The sequence below is a fragment of the Paenarthrobacter nitroguajacolicus genome, assembly GCF_051027655.1.
In the GTDB taxonomy this organism is placed as follows: domain Bacteria; phylum Actinomycetota; class Actinomycetes; order Actinomycetales; family Micrococcaceae; genus Arthrobacter; species Arthrobacter nitroguajacolicus.
In genome coordinates this window covers 2,349,548-2,363,884 of the sequence record NZ_CP073234.1, presented here as the reverse complement: position 1 = coordinate 2,363,884, position 14,337 = coordinate 2,349,548, and the positions used below count along the sequence as shown (strand labels likewise).

The following is a 14,337-nucleotide window of genomic DNA, read 5'->3' as shown; positions in this document are numbered from 1 at the left end:
CTTTCCATGGCCAGATTCTTTGATGTGCACCCGGAAGATCCCCAACCACGCGCCATCGGCCAAGTGGTGAACATGCTCCAAGGGGGCGGCCTGATCGCCTACCCTACCGACTCCTGTTACGCGCTTGGCGCACAGATCGGCAACAGGGAAGCATTGGACCGCATCAGGACCATCAGGCAGTTGGACGACAAACACCACTTCACCCTGGTGTGCAAGGACTTCGCCCAGATGGGGCAGTTCGTGATGTTGGACAACGATATCTTCAGGAGCATCAAGGCCGTCACGCCCGGCAGCTACACGTTCATCCTCCCGGCAACCCGTGAGGTTCCCAAGCGGCTCCTGCACCCCAAGAAGAAAACCGTGGGTGTGCGCATTCCGGATCATCGGGTGGTCCAGGCGCTCTTGGCCGAGCTCGGCGAGCCCTTGCTCTCCAGCACGCTCCTACTGCCGGATGAGGAAGAACCGTTGACCCAGGGATGGGAAATCAAGGAGCGCTTGGACAACCAGGTGGATGGCGTCATCGATGCTGGCGACACCGGCTCAGAACCAACCACCGTGATCGACTTTTCCAGCGGCGTGGCCGAGGTTGTGCGGTACGGAACCGGCGATCCCTCGCGCTTCGAATAGGCGCCTTACCGTCATTGACAGTCACCTGAATTGAAAGCGGCACCCGGAATTCAGGGCGACTTGTGCAACGCCAGTCATTTCCAGTGCCAGGGCTGACGGCTTGGGCGACACAGGCTGCGGCGGGTAGGCCATGAAAACGGACAGCTGGCGGTTGCCATCGGCGCTGCTGATGGCAATGCTTCCGTACCCTGGAATGTCGCCTGCATGGCCGTAGTAGAAGCCGTTGGTGCAGCGGTCATCCCAGTGGTCCAAGCCGAGGCCATAGTCGGCAAACACCGTGCCCTTCATGGCAATGAGGCTCGCCGGGGACAACAACTGACCCCTTAGCAGCGCGGCTTGGAAGGCCAGGATGTCCTGCACTGTGGATACCAGACCTCCGTTGGAGATCCCGTCAGGGAGCCCGGTGCCGGTAACGTCCACGGTTTCTCCCTCCAACTGGACATATCCGTGGATGACGTCATCGGGGACAGTGGAGTTGGCAATCAGGAAATCCGTGGATTTGAGATTCAAGGGCGTCAGGACGTCCGTTCGCAACACAGCCCCCAGCGGCGCACCTCGAAGCTGCTCCACTACCCGGCCCAGCAGGGCATCAGCATTGAGTGCCGCGGCGGGCAGGCCAGCGGCAGGTACGTCAGCGGCGTCGCCAAGAAGCTGGCGGATCGTCACGGGACTATTTGCCGTGAGGGCTCCGGGAAGGTACGCGGTGACGGGGTCGTCCAAACCCAGCCGGCCCTCTTCCGCGAGCTTCATCACGGAAACAGCCAAGAAGGTCCGGAACTGTTCACCCACAGGGAAACGGTCACCCGACTGTACAACGGCCTGTCGCTCCCGGCTCAAGACTCCTTCCGCGAGCGTCCATTCCTGCTGGCCCACCTTGGCTTTGATGAGGACGGCAGACGCCCCTTCTTCGAGCTTCTCCCGCGAGAAGAGCTCCAGAGTGGCGCGGAGCTCCTGGAACGCAGGGGTGGTTGCAATGCTCTCCGTGGGCGCCGGAGAAGTGGTAAGCGTGGGTGCGGCAGGAGGGGCCGGCGTCGAAGCTTGAGCAGTTGTTGCCGGCGGGGGCGCCATCGCGGTGGTGGGCTGAATCGGCTGTGGTTCGGGGGTTTCGGTGCACGCGCTGAGGAAGAAACCGCTGAGCACCAATGCGCTGGCAAGCCAGCCGCATTTGAGGGCGGTAGTCCGTAACCCTCTCGCTGGACGTCGCGGCATACGTACTCCCGCTGCAGTTTCTGCGGCCTACTCCTCCGGTGTGCGTGCCCGGCTCGGCTGCACGCGCATGGGTTCGCCCGGCATCTTGGGGAATTCCGGTGGGAAGGGCATTTCGCCCTGACCGTTCTTGACGTCGCGCTCCCACCACTTGAGCAGGACGTCGATGTCACCCGGGTGATGGTGCATGGATTCCCAGGGGTCGCCTACTTTAGCCAATCGATCCGGAACTGTCTTAATGGTGTATTTCGCAGGATCGGCGCTCTCCAGTTCGTCCCACGTCAACGGGCAGGACACCTGGGCCGTAGGTACGGCACGTGGACTATACGCCCCGGCAATGGTCCGATCCCTGTTGGCTTGATTGAAGTCCACGAAAATCCTGGTCCCGCGTTCTTCTTTCCACCAAGCCGTAGTGACCTTCTCCGGCATTCGCCGCTCCAACTCGCGTCCAGCGGCGATCACGGCGTGGCGTACGTCGAGGAATTCATGCTTGGGATGGATAGGTGCATACACGTGGAGTCCCCGGTTGCCGGAGGTTTTGATGAACGCCGTGAGTCCGGCTTCTTCCAGCACGGAGCGCAGTTCCAGCGCAGCCGGTATGGCGTCGTCGAAGTCTGTGCCGGGTTGGGGATCCAAGTCGATCCTGAGCTGGTCGGGATTGTCGGGATCGTTGGCCCGGGACGCCCAGGGGTGGAATACCACAGTGTTCATTTGCGCGGCCCACACGGCAACGGCTGGCTCGTCGATCACCAGCTGGGGGTGTGAACGTGCGCTGGGGTAGGTCACGGGCACTGAACGGACGTACTCCGGGGCGCCTTTGGGCGGATTCTTGGAGAAGAACATCTCGCCCTCGATGTTCCCCGAGTAGCGCTGGAGGCTGATCGGCCGGTTCCCGTTTGCCGTCACGAAAGCCTCGCCGACGTCAATGAGGTAGTTGGCAAGGTCCAGCTTGGTCAGTCCGGCTTCAGGCCACATCACCCGGCTTGGACTCGAAATCCTGACCTCGCGGGGGCCGTCAGGACCAGGGACACTCACGGTGGTTGCTTCGCTCGCCATGGCCACAAGCTACCGCGTTTAAGCCTTGCGCGTCAGCACCCGATGCGTTTTGGTGTCGTGGGCAATGATGGATGCATGCCAAACATTGAAACATCCGTGACCATCGCCGTCGGTGAAATCGAAGTGTCAGCCCTTCACATTCGGCCCCCGATGCCCTTCGCTACCCTTGTTGTGGCACACGGGGCGGGAGCCGGAATGGAACACCCGTTCCTGGAGGGTTTCGCTGGGGCAATGGCCGACGAAGGCGTGTCCACGTTGCGCTTCAACTTTCCCTACCGGGAGGCTGGCCGGCGTTTCCCGGACCGCCCGCCCCTGGCCATCGCTACATGGCGGGCAGTGATGGACAAAGCAGCTGAGCTAGGCGAAGGGGAACCCCTTTGGGCAGCGGGTAAATCCTTTGGTGGACGTATGGCTTCCATGGCAGTTGCCGAGGGCATGCCCGCACGGGGTTTGGTGTACCTCGGTTATCCGCTCCACGCACCCGGCAAGCCGGAGAAACTGCGGGATGAACACCTCTACGGCGTCACTGTGCCCATGCTCTTCCTCCAAGGAACACGCGATACGTTCGCTACGCCGGAACTGCTGGAGGCAGTGGTGGCGAAGATAGGCCCGACGGCGACACTCCAGTGGAGTGAGGGCGGTGACCATTCGTTCGCGGTCAAGGGCCTGAAACGTGGGGCGGCCGAGGTTGGGGCGTCGCTTGCCCCGGCGGTTGCTGCTTTCCTGCGGGCAAACGCCTAGGCCTGCTTCGGCAGAGGTTCGTGGCGAAGGAAGGACCGGCGAAAACGGCCCGTGCCTGCAGTGAGGGCACGGAGTTCTATCGCGTACCGCAGGAGCTCCTGGTCCGGCACTTCGGCACTGATTTCCGTTCCTTCACCCTCAGCGGCGGTAGTGCCGGTCACACGCCCCCGGCGTCCGGACATATCACTCATCACCGCGCCCACGAATTCGTCGGGAACGCTGATGACAACGGATGAGACGGGTTCCAGCAGCTGGATCCTGGCGCTGGCCGCAGCTTCCCTCAGGGCCAACGCGCCGGCCGACTGGAAGGCTGCGTCGGATGAGTCCACGCTATGGGTTTTTCCACCTACCAGCGTCACCTTGATGTCCACCACCGGGAATCCGGCTGAGACACCCTTCAGCATTTGTGAGCGGACGCCCTTCTCGACGGATGTGACAAACGTCCCGGGGATTGCCCCGCCCACGATCTTGTCGGTGAACTCAAAACCCTCACCCCGGGCCAGTGGCTCCACCTCAATGTCACAGATGGCGAATTGTCCGTGGCCGCCGGATTGCTTGACGTGCCGCCCATGTCCGGTTGCCTTGGTGGCAAAAGTTTCCCTGAGGGGCGTGATGACATCCACGGTCTGGAGTTTGACGCCCTGGCTCCGCAGCCTGTCCAGGACAACCTCGGCGTGGGCCTCCCCCATGCACCACAGGATGAGCTGGTGCGTGTCCTGGTTGCGTTCCAAACGAAGCGTCGGATCGGCAGCTGCCACCTTACCGATGCTCTTGGCCAGAGCGTCCTCATCACTGCGCGATGCCCCTTCAATAGCTACAGGCATCAAAGGCTCGGGCATGTTCCAGGTTTCGATCAACAGCGGCGCCTCACGGGCGGAGACCGAGTCCCCTGTCTCCGCGCTGGCCAGCTTGCTGATGGCGCAGATGTCACCGGCAAGGCACTGCGGAATGGCTTTCAGGCTCGAACCCACGGGCGAATAGAGATGGGTGATGCGTTCATCGGCGTCGTGGTCCTCGTGCCCCCGATCCGCCAAACCCCTGCCACCGATATGGATCGCAGAGTCTTCCCGCAGGGTCCCTGAAAAGACCCGCACCAAGCAGACACGGCCGAGGAATGGATCTACGGTGGTTCGCACTACTTCTGCGGCAAGTCGTCCGGCCGGGTCACACGGCAAAGGCTTCAGTGAGGAGCCGTCGAGTTCCATCACCGCCGGGGCGATGCGTTCCAACGGCGATGGCAAAGCATCCGTCAACAGTGCCATCAGTTCCGGAAGTCCCAGGCCTGTTTCGGACGACGTCGGCATCACCGGGAAGAAGCTGCCCCGTGCCACTGCAGTTTCAAGATCGTCGATGAGGTCCGCGAGGGGCAGTTCTTCACCGCCAAGGTACCTGTCCATGAGCGTTTCGTCTTCGCTCTCAGCGATGATTCCCTCGATCAGGGGTCCCCTTGCTGCTTCGACACCCGAAGCCGGGTCCAGCTCCCCCTTCTCTGTGCCGTGGGAATTATCTGTGCCGTGGAGTACGCCGATGAGTCCGGCGTTGCCCACGGCCGGTAGATACAGCGGGAGAACAGATTCACCGAACGCTTCCTGGCAACGCACGACGGCGGCACTGAAGTCAGCGCGCGGATGGTCCAGTTTGCTGACTACCACCGCACGCGGCATTCGGATTTTCTCGCACTCGCCCCACAACGCAACGGTGGCACCGTCAATGCCATCAACAGCGGACACAACGAAAAGGGCCGCGTCCGCGGCCCTCAACCCAGCGCGCAGTTCGCCGGTGAAGTCGGTGTAGCCGGGGGTGTCGATCAGGTTGACCTTGATGTCCCCCACAAGAATCGGCGCTACGGACAACGTGACTGAGCGTTGCTGATGGATCGCGGAGGGGTCCGAATCACTGACAGTGGTGCCTTCGCTGATGGAGCCCATGCGGGTGATGGCACCTGTTGCGGCCAGTAAGGCCTCCACCAGCATCGATTTGCCCGCACCCGAATGTCCCACGAGTGCCACGTTCCGGATTTTTGCTGGATCGTGCACCGCCAAGGCAGCTCCATTGTCACCGCGCCTGGTATCGGTTGCGCCAGGTCCGGTTCCCTTTGCTGTTTCGCGCGGGCCCTTCGCGGACATGGGCACCTCCTGGTGTTTGTATCCCGGCACCGTGTCCGAACACATCCAGTTCGAACGTTAAAGAGGATTGGACACCCTGAGGCGACCACAGGGCAAGGCCTCGCGGCGACGAAAGCCGGAGAATCGCCGTCGGGCCCTGAAAGCGACGGTCAACCACCGCGTTAAACGGTCAGCATCCCCCACAACAACCACACCGACGCTACCGCGCATCCGGTGATCACCACCGTGAATCCAGCCAGCCAGACGAACGCCGGGACGCCCGTGGTGCGGCCAAGAATAAAGGCATCAGAGGCAGCCAAGCGGTCGCGGCGTCGGGTGTGCACACCGGCAAGTTTGAGCAGATCCCGAACACCGCCCACGGACAGGGCGACGCCGAGCGCCAGGACTACATAGTTGACTACTGCGGGCGTCGCAAACAGAACCAGGAGCTGCGCGATGGCAGCGCTCAACACGGCCACCAGGATTCCGGTGAGGTTTCTGAGGAAGATGAGCGAAACCAGCAGGATCAAAGCACCGATGGACATGGCTGCACCCGACCGGCCAGAGGCGAAGGCTGCGATCAGGCACAACCCGACGACCGCCGGTGCGGGATAGCCCCAAAACCCGGACCACGCTGCCCCGAACGCGCTCCGGCCACTGCTGACAAGGCGCCCCGAATGGTCGAGGCCGATCCGGAGCCCATGGACAAAGCGCCCAGTCATGAGTGCGGCGTAGGCATGCCCCAGCTCATGGACGAAAGTGACGTAGAGGCCGAACCACCTCCACGTTGCGCGAGGGATGCTCAGGACGACGGCGCATGCGAGGATGCCCAGCAGGGCCGGTAGGGGCACGGCGGTGGTGTGCGTGTCGGTGAAGCCGCGGACCACTGCTTCCCACCAGTTTTGCGCGAAATTCACAGCACTGACGGCTGAAGACGGGAATGCAGGCCGGCAATGAGGATCTCGAGTCCGAAGTCGAAAGCCGCCTCGCCTCGCTCACTGGTGGGGCCGGCGTGAGCCAAGGCGCTGGTGAGGGCGGGGTACCCCTGCGCCGGTGGCGCCCAGACGACGTCGGGTGCTGCCAGGTCCAAGGCGAAGCCCAGGGCGAAACTGTCTATGGTGGAAATTGCCGACATCACGTCCCGCCCGCGGAATCCCGCGGCTTCGAGGGCCACTGCCAGGTTCTCGTAGAGGGCCATGACCTGTGCGTCCTGGACGGTTTGGAGGACCAGCAGGGGCGCGAGTTTTGGATGGCGGGCAAAGGCGTCTCGATAACTCCTGACAATAGCGCGAAGTGACGCCTCCCAATCTTGCTCGTCCTCCAGGATGTAGGGGCTCTCGGAGATGATCCGGCCACGCATGAGTTCGAGGATCTCCTCCCGCCCACTGACGTGGTTGTAGATGGAGGACTGGCTCACGCCGATCCGCTTGGCAAGTTTTGGCAGGCTGAAGTCCCCTGCCTCATCCACCAGCTCAAGGGCAGCGGTGACGAGTGCATCAATCGATATCAGCGGGACCAACGGGCGTGCCATGCGGGTGTCTCCATTCAAGGTTGTTGTTACGACTCTAGCCAGAAGTTTGCGTCGAGGTATTGTGCCCCGGGTCACAAGGACTTACGATAAACGAAAGCCTTTCGCTTAAAGTTCGGCTTCTCCTGAAAACTCCCCCCAAACACCCCAGAGGATCCCCATGTCTGACCTCGAAACCCGACCTCCGGCAGCAGACGCCGGGAATGGGCTCAAGCGCAACGCCATAGGCACCGGCGGCATCGCCTTCCTGGTGATCTCCGCGGCAGCTCCCCTTACCGTGATGGCCGGCGTGGCACCTGTAGCCATCGGCGTTGGGGGCATAGGCGCCCCCATGGGCTACGCCATTGCCGGAGCGGTCCTGCTGGTCTTCGCCGTCTCCTTCATGGCCATGACCAAACACGTCAAGGCCGCTGGCGGCTTCTACACCTACATCACCTTGGCCATGGGCAAAACCGTGGGCCTGGCCGCAGCCATCCTTGCGATCGTGTCCTATAACTGCCTGCAAATCGGCGTCTACGGATTGTTCGCCGTCCAAACCCAAGCCATGCTGCTCGCACTCTTCGGCTGGGACGTGCCCTGGCCTGCCGTCGCTTTGGTAGCAATCGCGGCCGTCTGGTTCCTGGGATACCGGGGCATCGATGTTGGCGCGAAAGTCCTCGGCGTCCTGCTTATCGCCGAGACTGCGATCCTGGCCATCATGGGCTTCGGAATCCTTGCACGTGGCGGCGCTGAAGGCATCAGTTTCGCCTCGTTCTCCCCCGAGCATGCCTTCACTCCGGGTGTTCTGGCCATCCTGGCTGTCTGCTTTGCTGCCTTCATGGGCTTCGAATCCACCGTGCTGTACCGCCGCGAAGCGCGTAATCCAGACAAGTCCGTTCCCCGGGCAACCTACATCGCAGTGGGTTTCATGTCCGTGTTCTACGCCTTCATTGTGTGGACCGTCATCCAGGCCTACGGCGATGGAAACGTGGTTGTTGCCGCCGGGGAGCTGGCCGATGGAATGTTCTTTGCCACCATCAACCAGTACGTGGGCCCATGGGCGGAAGTCGTCATGTACGTGCTGATCGTGACCAGCGTTTACGCCTCCCAACTGGCTTTCCACAACGCCATCAACCGCTACGTATACATGCTCGCCAAAGACGGCGTGCTCCCCGCGTTCCTCGGCAGGACCCACCCCAAGTACAAATCCCCGCACCGTGCAGGGCAGATCCAGTCCATTCTCGCCGCCGTCGTCATCAGCATTTGTGCCATCGCCGGTGCGGATCCCTACAAGCAGCTGCTCATCTGGGTCAACACGCCGGGCATCTTCGGGATCGTGGCCCTGCAGGGCCTGGTGTCGGTAGCTGCATTCATCTACTTGCGGCGCAACCCCGCCGCGGCCACGCACCGTTTCCTCATCCCCCTGAGTGTGACCTCCGCCGTCCTGCTGTTCGGCGTGGTGGCACTGATCGCCATCAACATCGAACTCCTCACCTTTGCGGATGCGCTGACCAACACCATTTTGCTCCTGGTCGCGCCCGTTGTTTTCCTTGCCGGCCTTCTGATTGCCCGCAGGCTTCGCACCACCCGCCCCGACGTCTTTGCCCGGATTGGAAGCTTTGAAACCCATGACTCCTGACCTCATTGTCCTTGCCGACACCATTCACACGATGGATGAACGACACCAGGACCAGTCGGTCCAGGCCGTCGCCGTCAGCGGCGGGTTGATCACCGCCGTCGGCAGCCGCCAAGACGCCAAGGACTGGCAACAGGCGGACACACGGGTGGTGGACCTCGGTAACGCGACGCTCACGCCCGGTTTGGTGGACTGCCATATGCACCCGGTGTTCGGCTTGGACCTGACAATCGGCGTCGACCTCGCCGCCGCTACGTCGCTGGATGAAGTCTTCACACTTCTGAGCGCAGAAGCAGCAGACGACGGCGGCTGGTTGCGTGGATGGGGACTGAACCCGAACGCTTTCGGAACTGTACCGTTGCACCGCAGTGTGCTGGACACCGTCACCGGGGACCAGCCCGCGCTTATTCGCTTGTTCGATGGTCATTCGGCATTGGCAAACAGCCGCGCCCTGGAACTGGCCGGAGTCCATGGCCGATTCGAATTCGACCAAGCCTCTGAGGTGGTCTGCGACGCGGACGGCGTTCCCACGGGGCTCCTGCTCGAAGCTGCGGCCATGGAATTGGTGCAGCGACACATCCCGCAAGAGTCCTTCGCCCAACGCAAAACGCGACTCGCCGAGCTCCTGGGGGACTTCGCCCGCTCGGGCCTGACTGGCGGCCACATCATGGACCACAGCGAGGAATCCACCGCACTCTTCCAGGCACTGGAGGCGGACGGCGAACTCCCGCTGCGGCTTCGGGCCGCGCCGTGGTGCATGCCGGGCAGTGGTGAAGCCGAATGGAAAGAGTTGGCCCGCAGCATCGGCACCGGCGGCCGGCGCTGGTCCATTGAGGCCATTAAGCTCTTCGTCGATGGCACCGTGGACAACGGAACAGCCTGGCTCTACGAAGCTGATATTCACGGCCAATCCACCGCACCGTTCTGGCCGCGGCCCGAGGAATACTCAGCCGCCGTCCGGTACTTTGCCTCCCGCGGAATTCCCACAGCCACACACGCTATCGGCGATGCCGGGGTGGACCATGTATTGGAGGCCTTGGAATCGCTGCGAAACAACGTTCCTGCCGACATCCTGCACCGAACCGTCCACAGGATCGAGCACATTGAAACAGTGCCCGATGAGCTGGTGGCACGCTTCAAGGGCGCAGGCGTGGTGGCCAGCATGCAGCCGACCCATTGCACCCACTACTCACTTGCCGATCACAGCGACAACTGGTCTACGCGCCTTGGCTCGGAGCGGGCCGACCGGGCATGGCGCTGCCGTGATCTTCGCGACGCCGGAGTGACTCTGGGTATCGGCTCTGACTGGCCGATCGCGCCCTACGAGCCGCTTCCAATCATCGCGGACGCCCAGTTGCGCCGTCGTTCGGGCAATCCGGAGCAGGAGCCCATCGCACCGTCACAAGCCCTCACAGCGCTCCAAGCTCTGGAGGGATACACCTCCCACGCAGCGAAAGCTGCAGGCCAGTGGGACGTTTCGGGCTCCATTACCGTGGGCAAGCGCGCCGATTTCACGGCGTTCGAGCTCGATCCCCTGACCACTGCCCCGGACGAATTTGCCGCAAGCAGCGTGCTCGGAACGTTCGTAGACGGGGAAATCCAGTTCATGTTGGAGCGGCAGGCTTAACCAGCCTTTCCGGGGACGAGCGGCTACATCCTGTTCTTCGTCCTGGCCGTGGCCGGTGCGGCCCACGGGTCTTCGGGCCAGGGATGCCTGGGGTAACGCCCACGCATCTCGGCCCGAACCTGGGAGTAGGGACCGGACCAAAAAGAGGCGAGATCATCCGTGACGGCCAGCGGCCTTCCTGCCGGGGACAGCAAGTGAAACAGCACGGGGACCCTACCCTCCACGAGACGCGGCGTGCGGTCCCAACCGAAGCATTCCTGAAGCTTGACCGCCACAACGGGGCGGCCGTCGTCGTGACCACCGCCGCTGCTGTCCGAAACCTCGGGGTAGTCGATCCGGACACGCGAACCACTCGGCACCGCCAAGCGCTCCGGCACGAGGGCTTCGAGCCGGGCAGCCTCCGGCCATGGGAGCAGGCGCCTCAAAGGGTCGAAGAGGTTGATGGAACTCACCCGGGCTCCGGCGGCAATCGCTTCCAGCTCCGGGCCCAGCCAGTCCTCCAGCGTGGACAGCAGCGCGGCTTCGCGGACGTCGGGCCAGGGACTTCCGAGCACGCGGTGCAGCAATGCAAGGCGGCGGCGCAGGGCATCAGCTGCGGTCGACCAGCCGATCATGGACAAACCTGCCTTCGCCAACGCCTCGGAAACGGCATGACGCCCGGACTCGGCGCTGGGACGGATGGGCGTCGAGGACAAGACGATGGCTCCCATACGGCGCTCCAGCCTGGCCATTACCCGGCCCTGGTCAAACTTCGCCCGCACCGTCTCCGTGAGGAGATCCGGCGCGGCAGCTTCCGCCATTTCAAGCGACAAGGGCGCGGCGGAACGGATGACCGCGCCGGTGCCCGCGGCATCACGCCCCTGGGCGCGCGACACCTCGGCAACTGCGAGCCAATCGTGCCCGGACAGTGAACTGCCAGTGGGGAGCCCGGCCCGCGTCCCTGACGAGAGCAAGTACGTGGAGGATCCATCGCCGGGTACACGCCTGGCCACGCGGTCAGGGAAAGCCAACGCCACCACAAAACCGGGCGCTTCCCTCGCCGTGACACCGGCAGGCGGTGTGGGATGCACGACGGCGGCAACCTCCTGCCGTACCCGCGTCTCCTCCTGTATCAACGACTCCATCCGCCTGACGTCTTCCGCGAAACGTCGGGCGCCCGGATCTGATCCCGAATGCAGCGCCGTAAGCAGCTTCGTGAGGTCAGCGCCGGGTGCCCTTTGATCGCCGGCAACGAGTGCTACTGTTTCAGCCGCTGCGCGTTGGCCCACAACAGCCGATCCATCCAACAAGGCACGGGCGAGCCGGGGGTCGGCTGGGATGCGCGCCAGGGTCTTACCCGCGGCAGTGACTGTTCCGTCGCGTGTAACAGCACCCAGTTCGCGGAGGACCTCCACGGCATCGTTTATGGCCGCGGCTGGTGGTGCGTCCGGCAGCTGCAATCCTGAACCGCCGGGCGCGCCCCAGCAGGCAAGGACCAAGGCAGCGCTGGTGAGGTCCGCAACGGAGATTTCGGGGGTCTGATGTGCCGGAGCTGCAGCATAGGCTTGCTGGTCATAGCAGCGAACCACCGTGCCCGGTCCTTGTCTCGCTGCGCGACCGGCGCGTTGATCTGCCGAAGCACGCGAACAGGAGACGGTCACGAGGCCGGACATTCCGCGGCCGGCGTCCCGTCGTGGTTCCCTTGAAAGGCCGGAATCGATGACCAACCGTACGCCGGGAACGGTCAGGGACGATTCAGCCAACGATGTGGACACAATGATCCGGGGCGGCCCGCCGGGTTCACGGCCGGATACTGCCCGGTCCTGGGCTTCCGGACCTATCTGTCCGTGTAGCTCGAGCACCTCCACACCTTGTGGCAGCTGCCCGCGAAGACGAGTGGCGACGTCGGAAACTTCCCGGGCTCCCGGGAGGAAAACCAGTGCGTCTACCTCGGGATTCCGGCTCAGGGCCGCTGCGTGGGATGTCGCAGCCGTGTGGGCCACATGATCAAGGAAAACTCGGGATACGCCGCGGGTATCCAGTCGATGCTCCCGGGCCGGAGCCCACTGGACCTCCAACGGGTACAGCGCGGAAGGGCAGTCGACGACGGGAGCCGGCCCACCGCCGTCGAGCCCTGTCCCAAGCAGCTCTGCGAAACGTGGGGCGTCGAGGGTTGCCGACATGGCCACCAGCGTGAGGTCACCGCGCAACTCACGAACCTCCGCGAGCATGCCGACCAGGAGATCCGTTTCGAGTCCACGTTCGTGGACCTCATCCAGGACCACGGCGTGGACGTCTTCAAGGCCGGGGTCAGCCAGAAGACGTCGAAGGAGAATGCCAGGCGTGACGAATTCGACGACGGTGTTCGGGCTGACTTTGCTTTCACCTCGGACGGTGTAGCCCACCCTTCCACCCACGCGGCTTCCGTCCAACGTGGCCAGGCGGCGTGCGGCTGAGCGGGCGGCTACACGCCGTGGTTGAGTGACGACGACCCGTGGTTGGCCCGGGTTCTGTTCGGACACGAGATTGGCGAGCAGGGGTGGAACCAGTGTGGTTTTTCCTGTGCCGGGCGGCGCCTGGACTACTGCCGTTCCGCCGACTCCTGTGCCGCCGTCGCCTTGGTCATGCAAGGCGGTAGCAAGCTTGGCGAGGGATTCCGCAAAGACCAGTCCCGTACCGATGGTGTCCAGTCTGAAAGTCACCAGACCATTGTCCCTGCTGCATGGTGCAGGAAAGGCCACGCCCCATAGACGGGGGCGTGGCCTTTCTCATGATGCTGCTCTAGGAGTGCTGTGCATCTAGCCGATAGTGGAGGCGTCGATGACAAAGCGGTAGCGGACATCGGAGGCAAGAACGCGTTCGTAGGCATCGTTGATCTTGCTGGCCGGAATGACCTCGATCTCGGCGCCAAGGCCGTGCTCCGCGCAGAAGTTCAGCATTTCCTGGGTTTCGCGGATACCGCCGATCGCGGAACCGGCGAAGCGGCGGCGACCCATAATCAGCGAGAACACGTTGACCGGCAGCGGCTCGGCGGGCGCGCCAACGTTGACCAGCGTGCCGTCGAGCGTGAGCAGCTGCAAGTAGGCGCTGATGTCGATGGAAGCGCTGACAGTGTTGATGATGAGGTCGAAGGTGCCGGCGAGCTGTTCGAACGTGGCGGGGTCGCTTGTGGCGTAATAGTGGTCCGCGCCCAACTTGAGCCCGTCCTCCATCTTCTTCAGCGACTGCGAGAGCACTGTTACCTCGGCACCCATGGCGTCGGCGATCTTGACAGCCATGTGGCCGAGCCCGCCAAGACCGACGACGGCAACCTTCTTACCGGGACCGGCGCCCCAGTGGTGCAAAGGCGAGTAGGTGGTGATGCCGGCGCACAGCAACGGTGCGGCGACGTCGAGGTCCAAACCTTCCGGGATGGTGACGACGAAGTCCTCATTCACCACGACGCTGCTGGAGTACCCGCCCTGCGTGATGGTGCCGTCACGGTCAACGGCGCCATAGGTGCCCACGTTTCCCTGAAGGCAGTACTGCTCCTCACCGGCAAGGCAGTTCTTGCACTCCTTGCAGGAGTTCACCATGCAGCCGACGCCGACACGGTCGCCCACCTTGTGCTTGGTGACATCCGAGCCAACCCCGGTGACGATGCCTGCGATTTCGTGGCCCGGGGCCAAGGGGTACTGCTGCGGGCCCCAGTCACCGCGAACAGTGTGGATGTCCGAGTGGCAGATGCCGGCGAACTTGATATCGATGTGGACGTCGTTCGGACCGACCTCGCGACGTTCGATGGTGGTCAGGGTCAGGTCGCCCGTGGCCGAGGGGGCAGCGTAAGCGTTAGCGGTAGGCATGTTTCTCCTGC

Annotated in this window: 11 protein-coding genes; 4 read left to right on the top strand and 7 right to left on the bottom strand. The window is 63.3% G+C overall.

Going from position 1 to position 14,337, the window contains the following annotated elements; genetic code table 11:
- Nucleotides 1-6: 6 nt before the first annotated feature.
- A complete protein-coding gene (locus KCX59_RS11265; RefSeq protein ID WP_091467290.1) occupies nucleotides 7-627 on the top strand; it encodes an L-threonylcarbamoyladenylate synthase in 621 nt (206 codons plus the stop codon).
- A 21-nt stretch (nucleotides 628-648) separates the two neighbouring features.
- On the opposite strand, the gene KCX59_RS11260 is transcribed toward KCX59_RS11265, so the two are convergent.
- Both KCX59_RS11260 and ligD read right to left on the bottom strand, forming a co-directional pair.
- Nucleotides 649-1,836, bottom strand: a complete 1,188-nt coding sequence (locus KCX59_RS11260; RefSeq protein WP_179016682.1) for a serine hydrolase domain-containing protein — start codon at nucleotides 1,834-1,836, stop codon at nucleotides 649-651.
- Between the two features lie 27 nt (nucleotides 1,837-1,863).
- Entirely contained in the window at nucleotides 1,864-2,889 is a 1,026-nt protein-coding gene (gene ligD / locus KCX59_RS11255) for a non-homologous end-joining DNA ligase (protein ID WP_179016683.1), read from the bottom strand.
- Between the two features lie 75 nt (nucleotides 2,890-2,964).
- Between ligD and KCX59_RS11250 the strand changes: the two genes are divergently transcribed.
- On the top strand, nucleotides 2,965-3,630 hold the full coding sequence (locus tag KCX59_RS11250) for an alpha/beta hydrolase family protein (protein ID WP_179016684.1): 666 nt from the start codon (nucleotides 2,965-2,967) through the stop codon (nucleotides 3,628-3,630).
- Here the strand turns inward: KCX59_RS11250 and KCX59_RS11245 are convergent.
- The 3 genes from KCX59_RS11245 to KCX59_RS11235 form a co-directional block, all read right to left on the bottom strand.
- A complete protein-coding gene (locus KCX59_RS11245) occupies nucleotides 3,627-5,756 on the bottom strand; it encodes an elongation factor G-like protein EF-G2 (protein WP_179016685.1) in 2,130 nt (709 codons plus the stop codon). The genes KCX59_RS11250 and KCX59_RS11245 overlap by 4 nt on opposite strands.
- A gap of 161 nt (nucleotides 5,757-5,917) precedes the next feature.
- Nucleotides 5,918-6,652 carry a M50 family metallopeptidase gene (locus KCX59_RS11240; protein WP_178993003.1) on the bottom strand — a complete coding sequence of 245 codons (735 nt, stop codon included), beginning with the start codon at nucleotides 6,650-6,652 and terminating at the stop codon, nucleotides 5,918-5,920.
- Nucleotides 6,649-7,266 (bottom strand): TetR/AcrR family transcriptional regulator C-terminal domain-containing protein, encoded by a 618-nt coding sequence (locus KCX59_RS11235; RefSeq protein WP_091467282.1) that lies wholly within the window; start codon nucleotides 7,264-7,266, stop codon nucleotides 6,649-6,651. The genes KCX59_RS11240 and KCX59_RS11235 overlap by 4 nt, the downstream gene beginning before the upstream one ends.
- A 157-nt stretch (nucleotides 7,267-7,423) precedes the next feature.
- On the opposite strand from KCX59_RS11235, the gene KCX59_RS11230 reads away from it, so the two are divergent.
- On the top strand, nucleotides 7,424-8,881 hold the full coding sequence (locus KCX59_RS11230) for an APC family permease (protein ID WP_179016686.1): 1,458 nt from the start codon (nucleotides 7,424-7,426) through the stop codon (nucleotides 8,879-8,881).
- A complete protein-coding gene (locus KCX59_RS11225) occupies nucleotides 8,871-10,505 on the top strand; it encodes an amidohydrolase (protein ID WP_179016687.1) in 1,635 nt (544 codons plus the stop codon). The genes KCX59_RS11230 and KCX59_RS11225 overlap by 11 nt, the downstream gene beginning before the upstream one ends.
- A 23-nt stretch (nucleotides 10,506-10,528) precedes the next feature.
- On the opposite strand, the gene hrpB is transcribed toward KCX59_RS11225, so the two are convergent.
- Together hrpB and KCX59_RS11215 are read right to left on the bottom strand one after the other, a co-directional pair.
- Nucleotides 10,529-13,186 (bottom strand): ATP-dependent helicase HrpB, encoded by a 2,658-nt coding sequence (gene hrpB, locus KCX59_RS11220; protein ID WP_179016688.1) that lies wholly within the window; start codon nucleotides 13,184-13,186, stop codon nucleotides 10,529-10,531.
- A 96-nt stretch (nucleotides 13,187-13,282) separates the two neighbouring features.
- Nucleotides 13,283-14,326, bottom strand: a complete 1,044-nt coding sequence (locus tag KCX59_RS11215) for an NAD(P)-dependent alcohol dehydrogenase (RefSeq protein WP_178992999.1) — start codon at nucleotides 14,324-14,326, stop codon at nucleotides 13,283-13,285.
- Nucleotides 14,327-14,337: the final 11 nt, after the last annotated feature.

Excerpts from the sequence above, each read along its gene's own strand:
- KCX59_RS11230 (WP_179016686.1), top strand. The coding sequence starts at position 7,424 with ATGTCTGACCTCGAAACCCGACCTCCGGCAGCAGACGCCGGGAATGGG.
- KCX59_RS11225 (WP_179016687.1), top strand. The coding sequence starts at position 8,871 with ATGACTCCTGACCTCATTGTCCTTGCCGACACCATTCACACGATGGAT.
- KCX59_RS11265 (WP_091467290.1), top strand. The coding sequence starts at position 7 with ATGGCCAGATTCTTTGATGTGCACCCGGAAGATCCCCAACCACGCGCC.
- KCX59_RS11260 (WP_179016682.1), bottom strand. The coding sequence starts at position 1,836 with ATGCCGCGACGTCCAGCGAGAGGGTTACGGACTACCGCCCTCAAATGC.
- KCX59_RS11215 (WP_178992999.1), bottom strand. The coding sequence starts at position 14,326 with ATGCCTACCGCTAACGCTTACGCTGCCCCCTCGGCCACGGGCGACCTG.
- KCX59_RS11245 (WP_179016685.1), bottom strand. The coding sequence starts at position 5,756 with ATGTCCGCGAAGGGCCCGCGCGAAACAGCAAAGGGAACCGGACCTGGC.
- KCX59_RS11235 (WP_091467282.1), bottom strand. The coding sequence starts at position 7,266 with ATGGCACGCCCGTTGGTCCCGCTGATATCGATTGATGCACTCGTCACC.
- KCX59_RS11250 (WP_179016684.1), top strand. The coding sequence starts at position 2,965 with ATGCCAAACATTGAAACATCCGTGACCATCGCCGTCGGTGAAATCGAA.
- ligD (WP_179016683.1), bottom strand. The coding sequence starts at position 2,889 with ATGGCGAGCGAAGCAACCACCGTGAGTGTCCCTGGTCCTGACGGCCCC.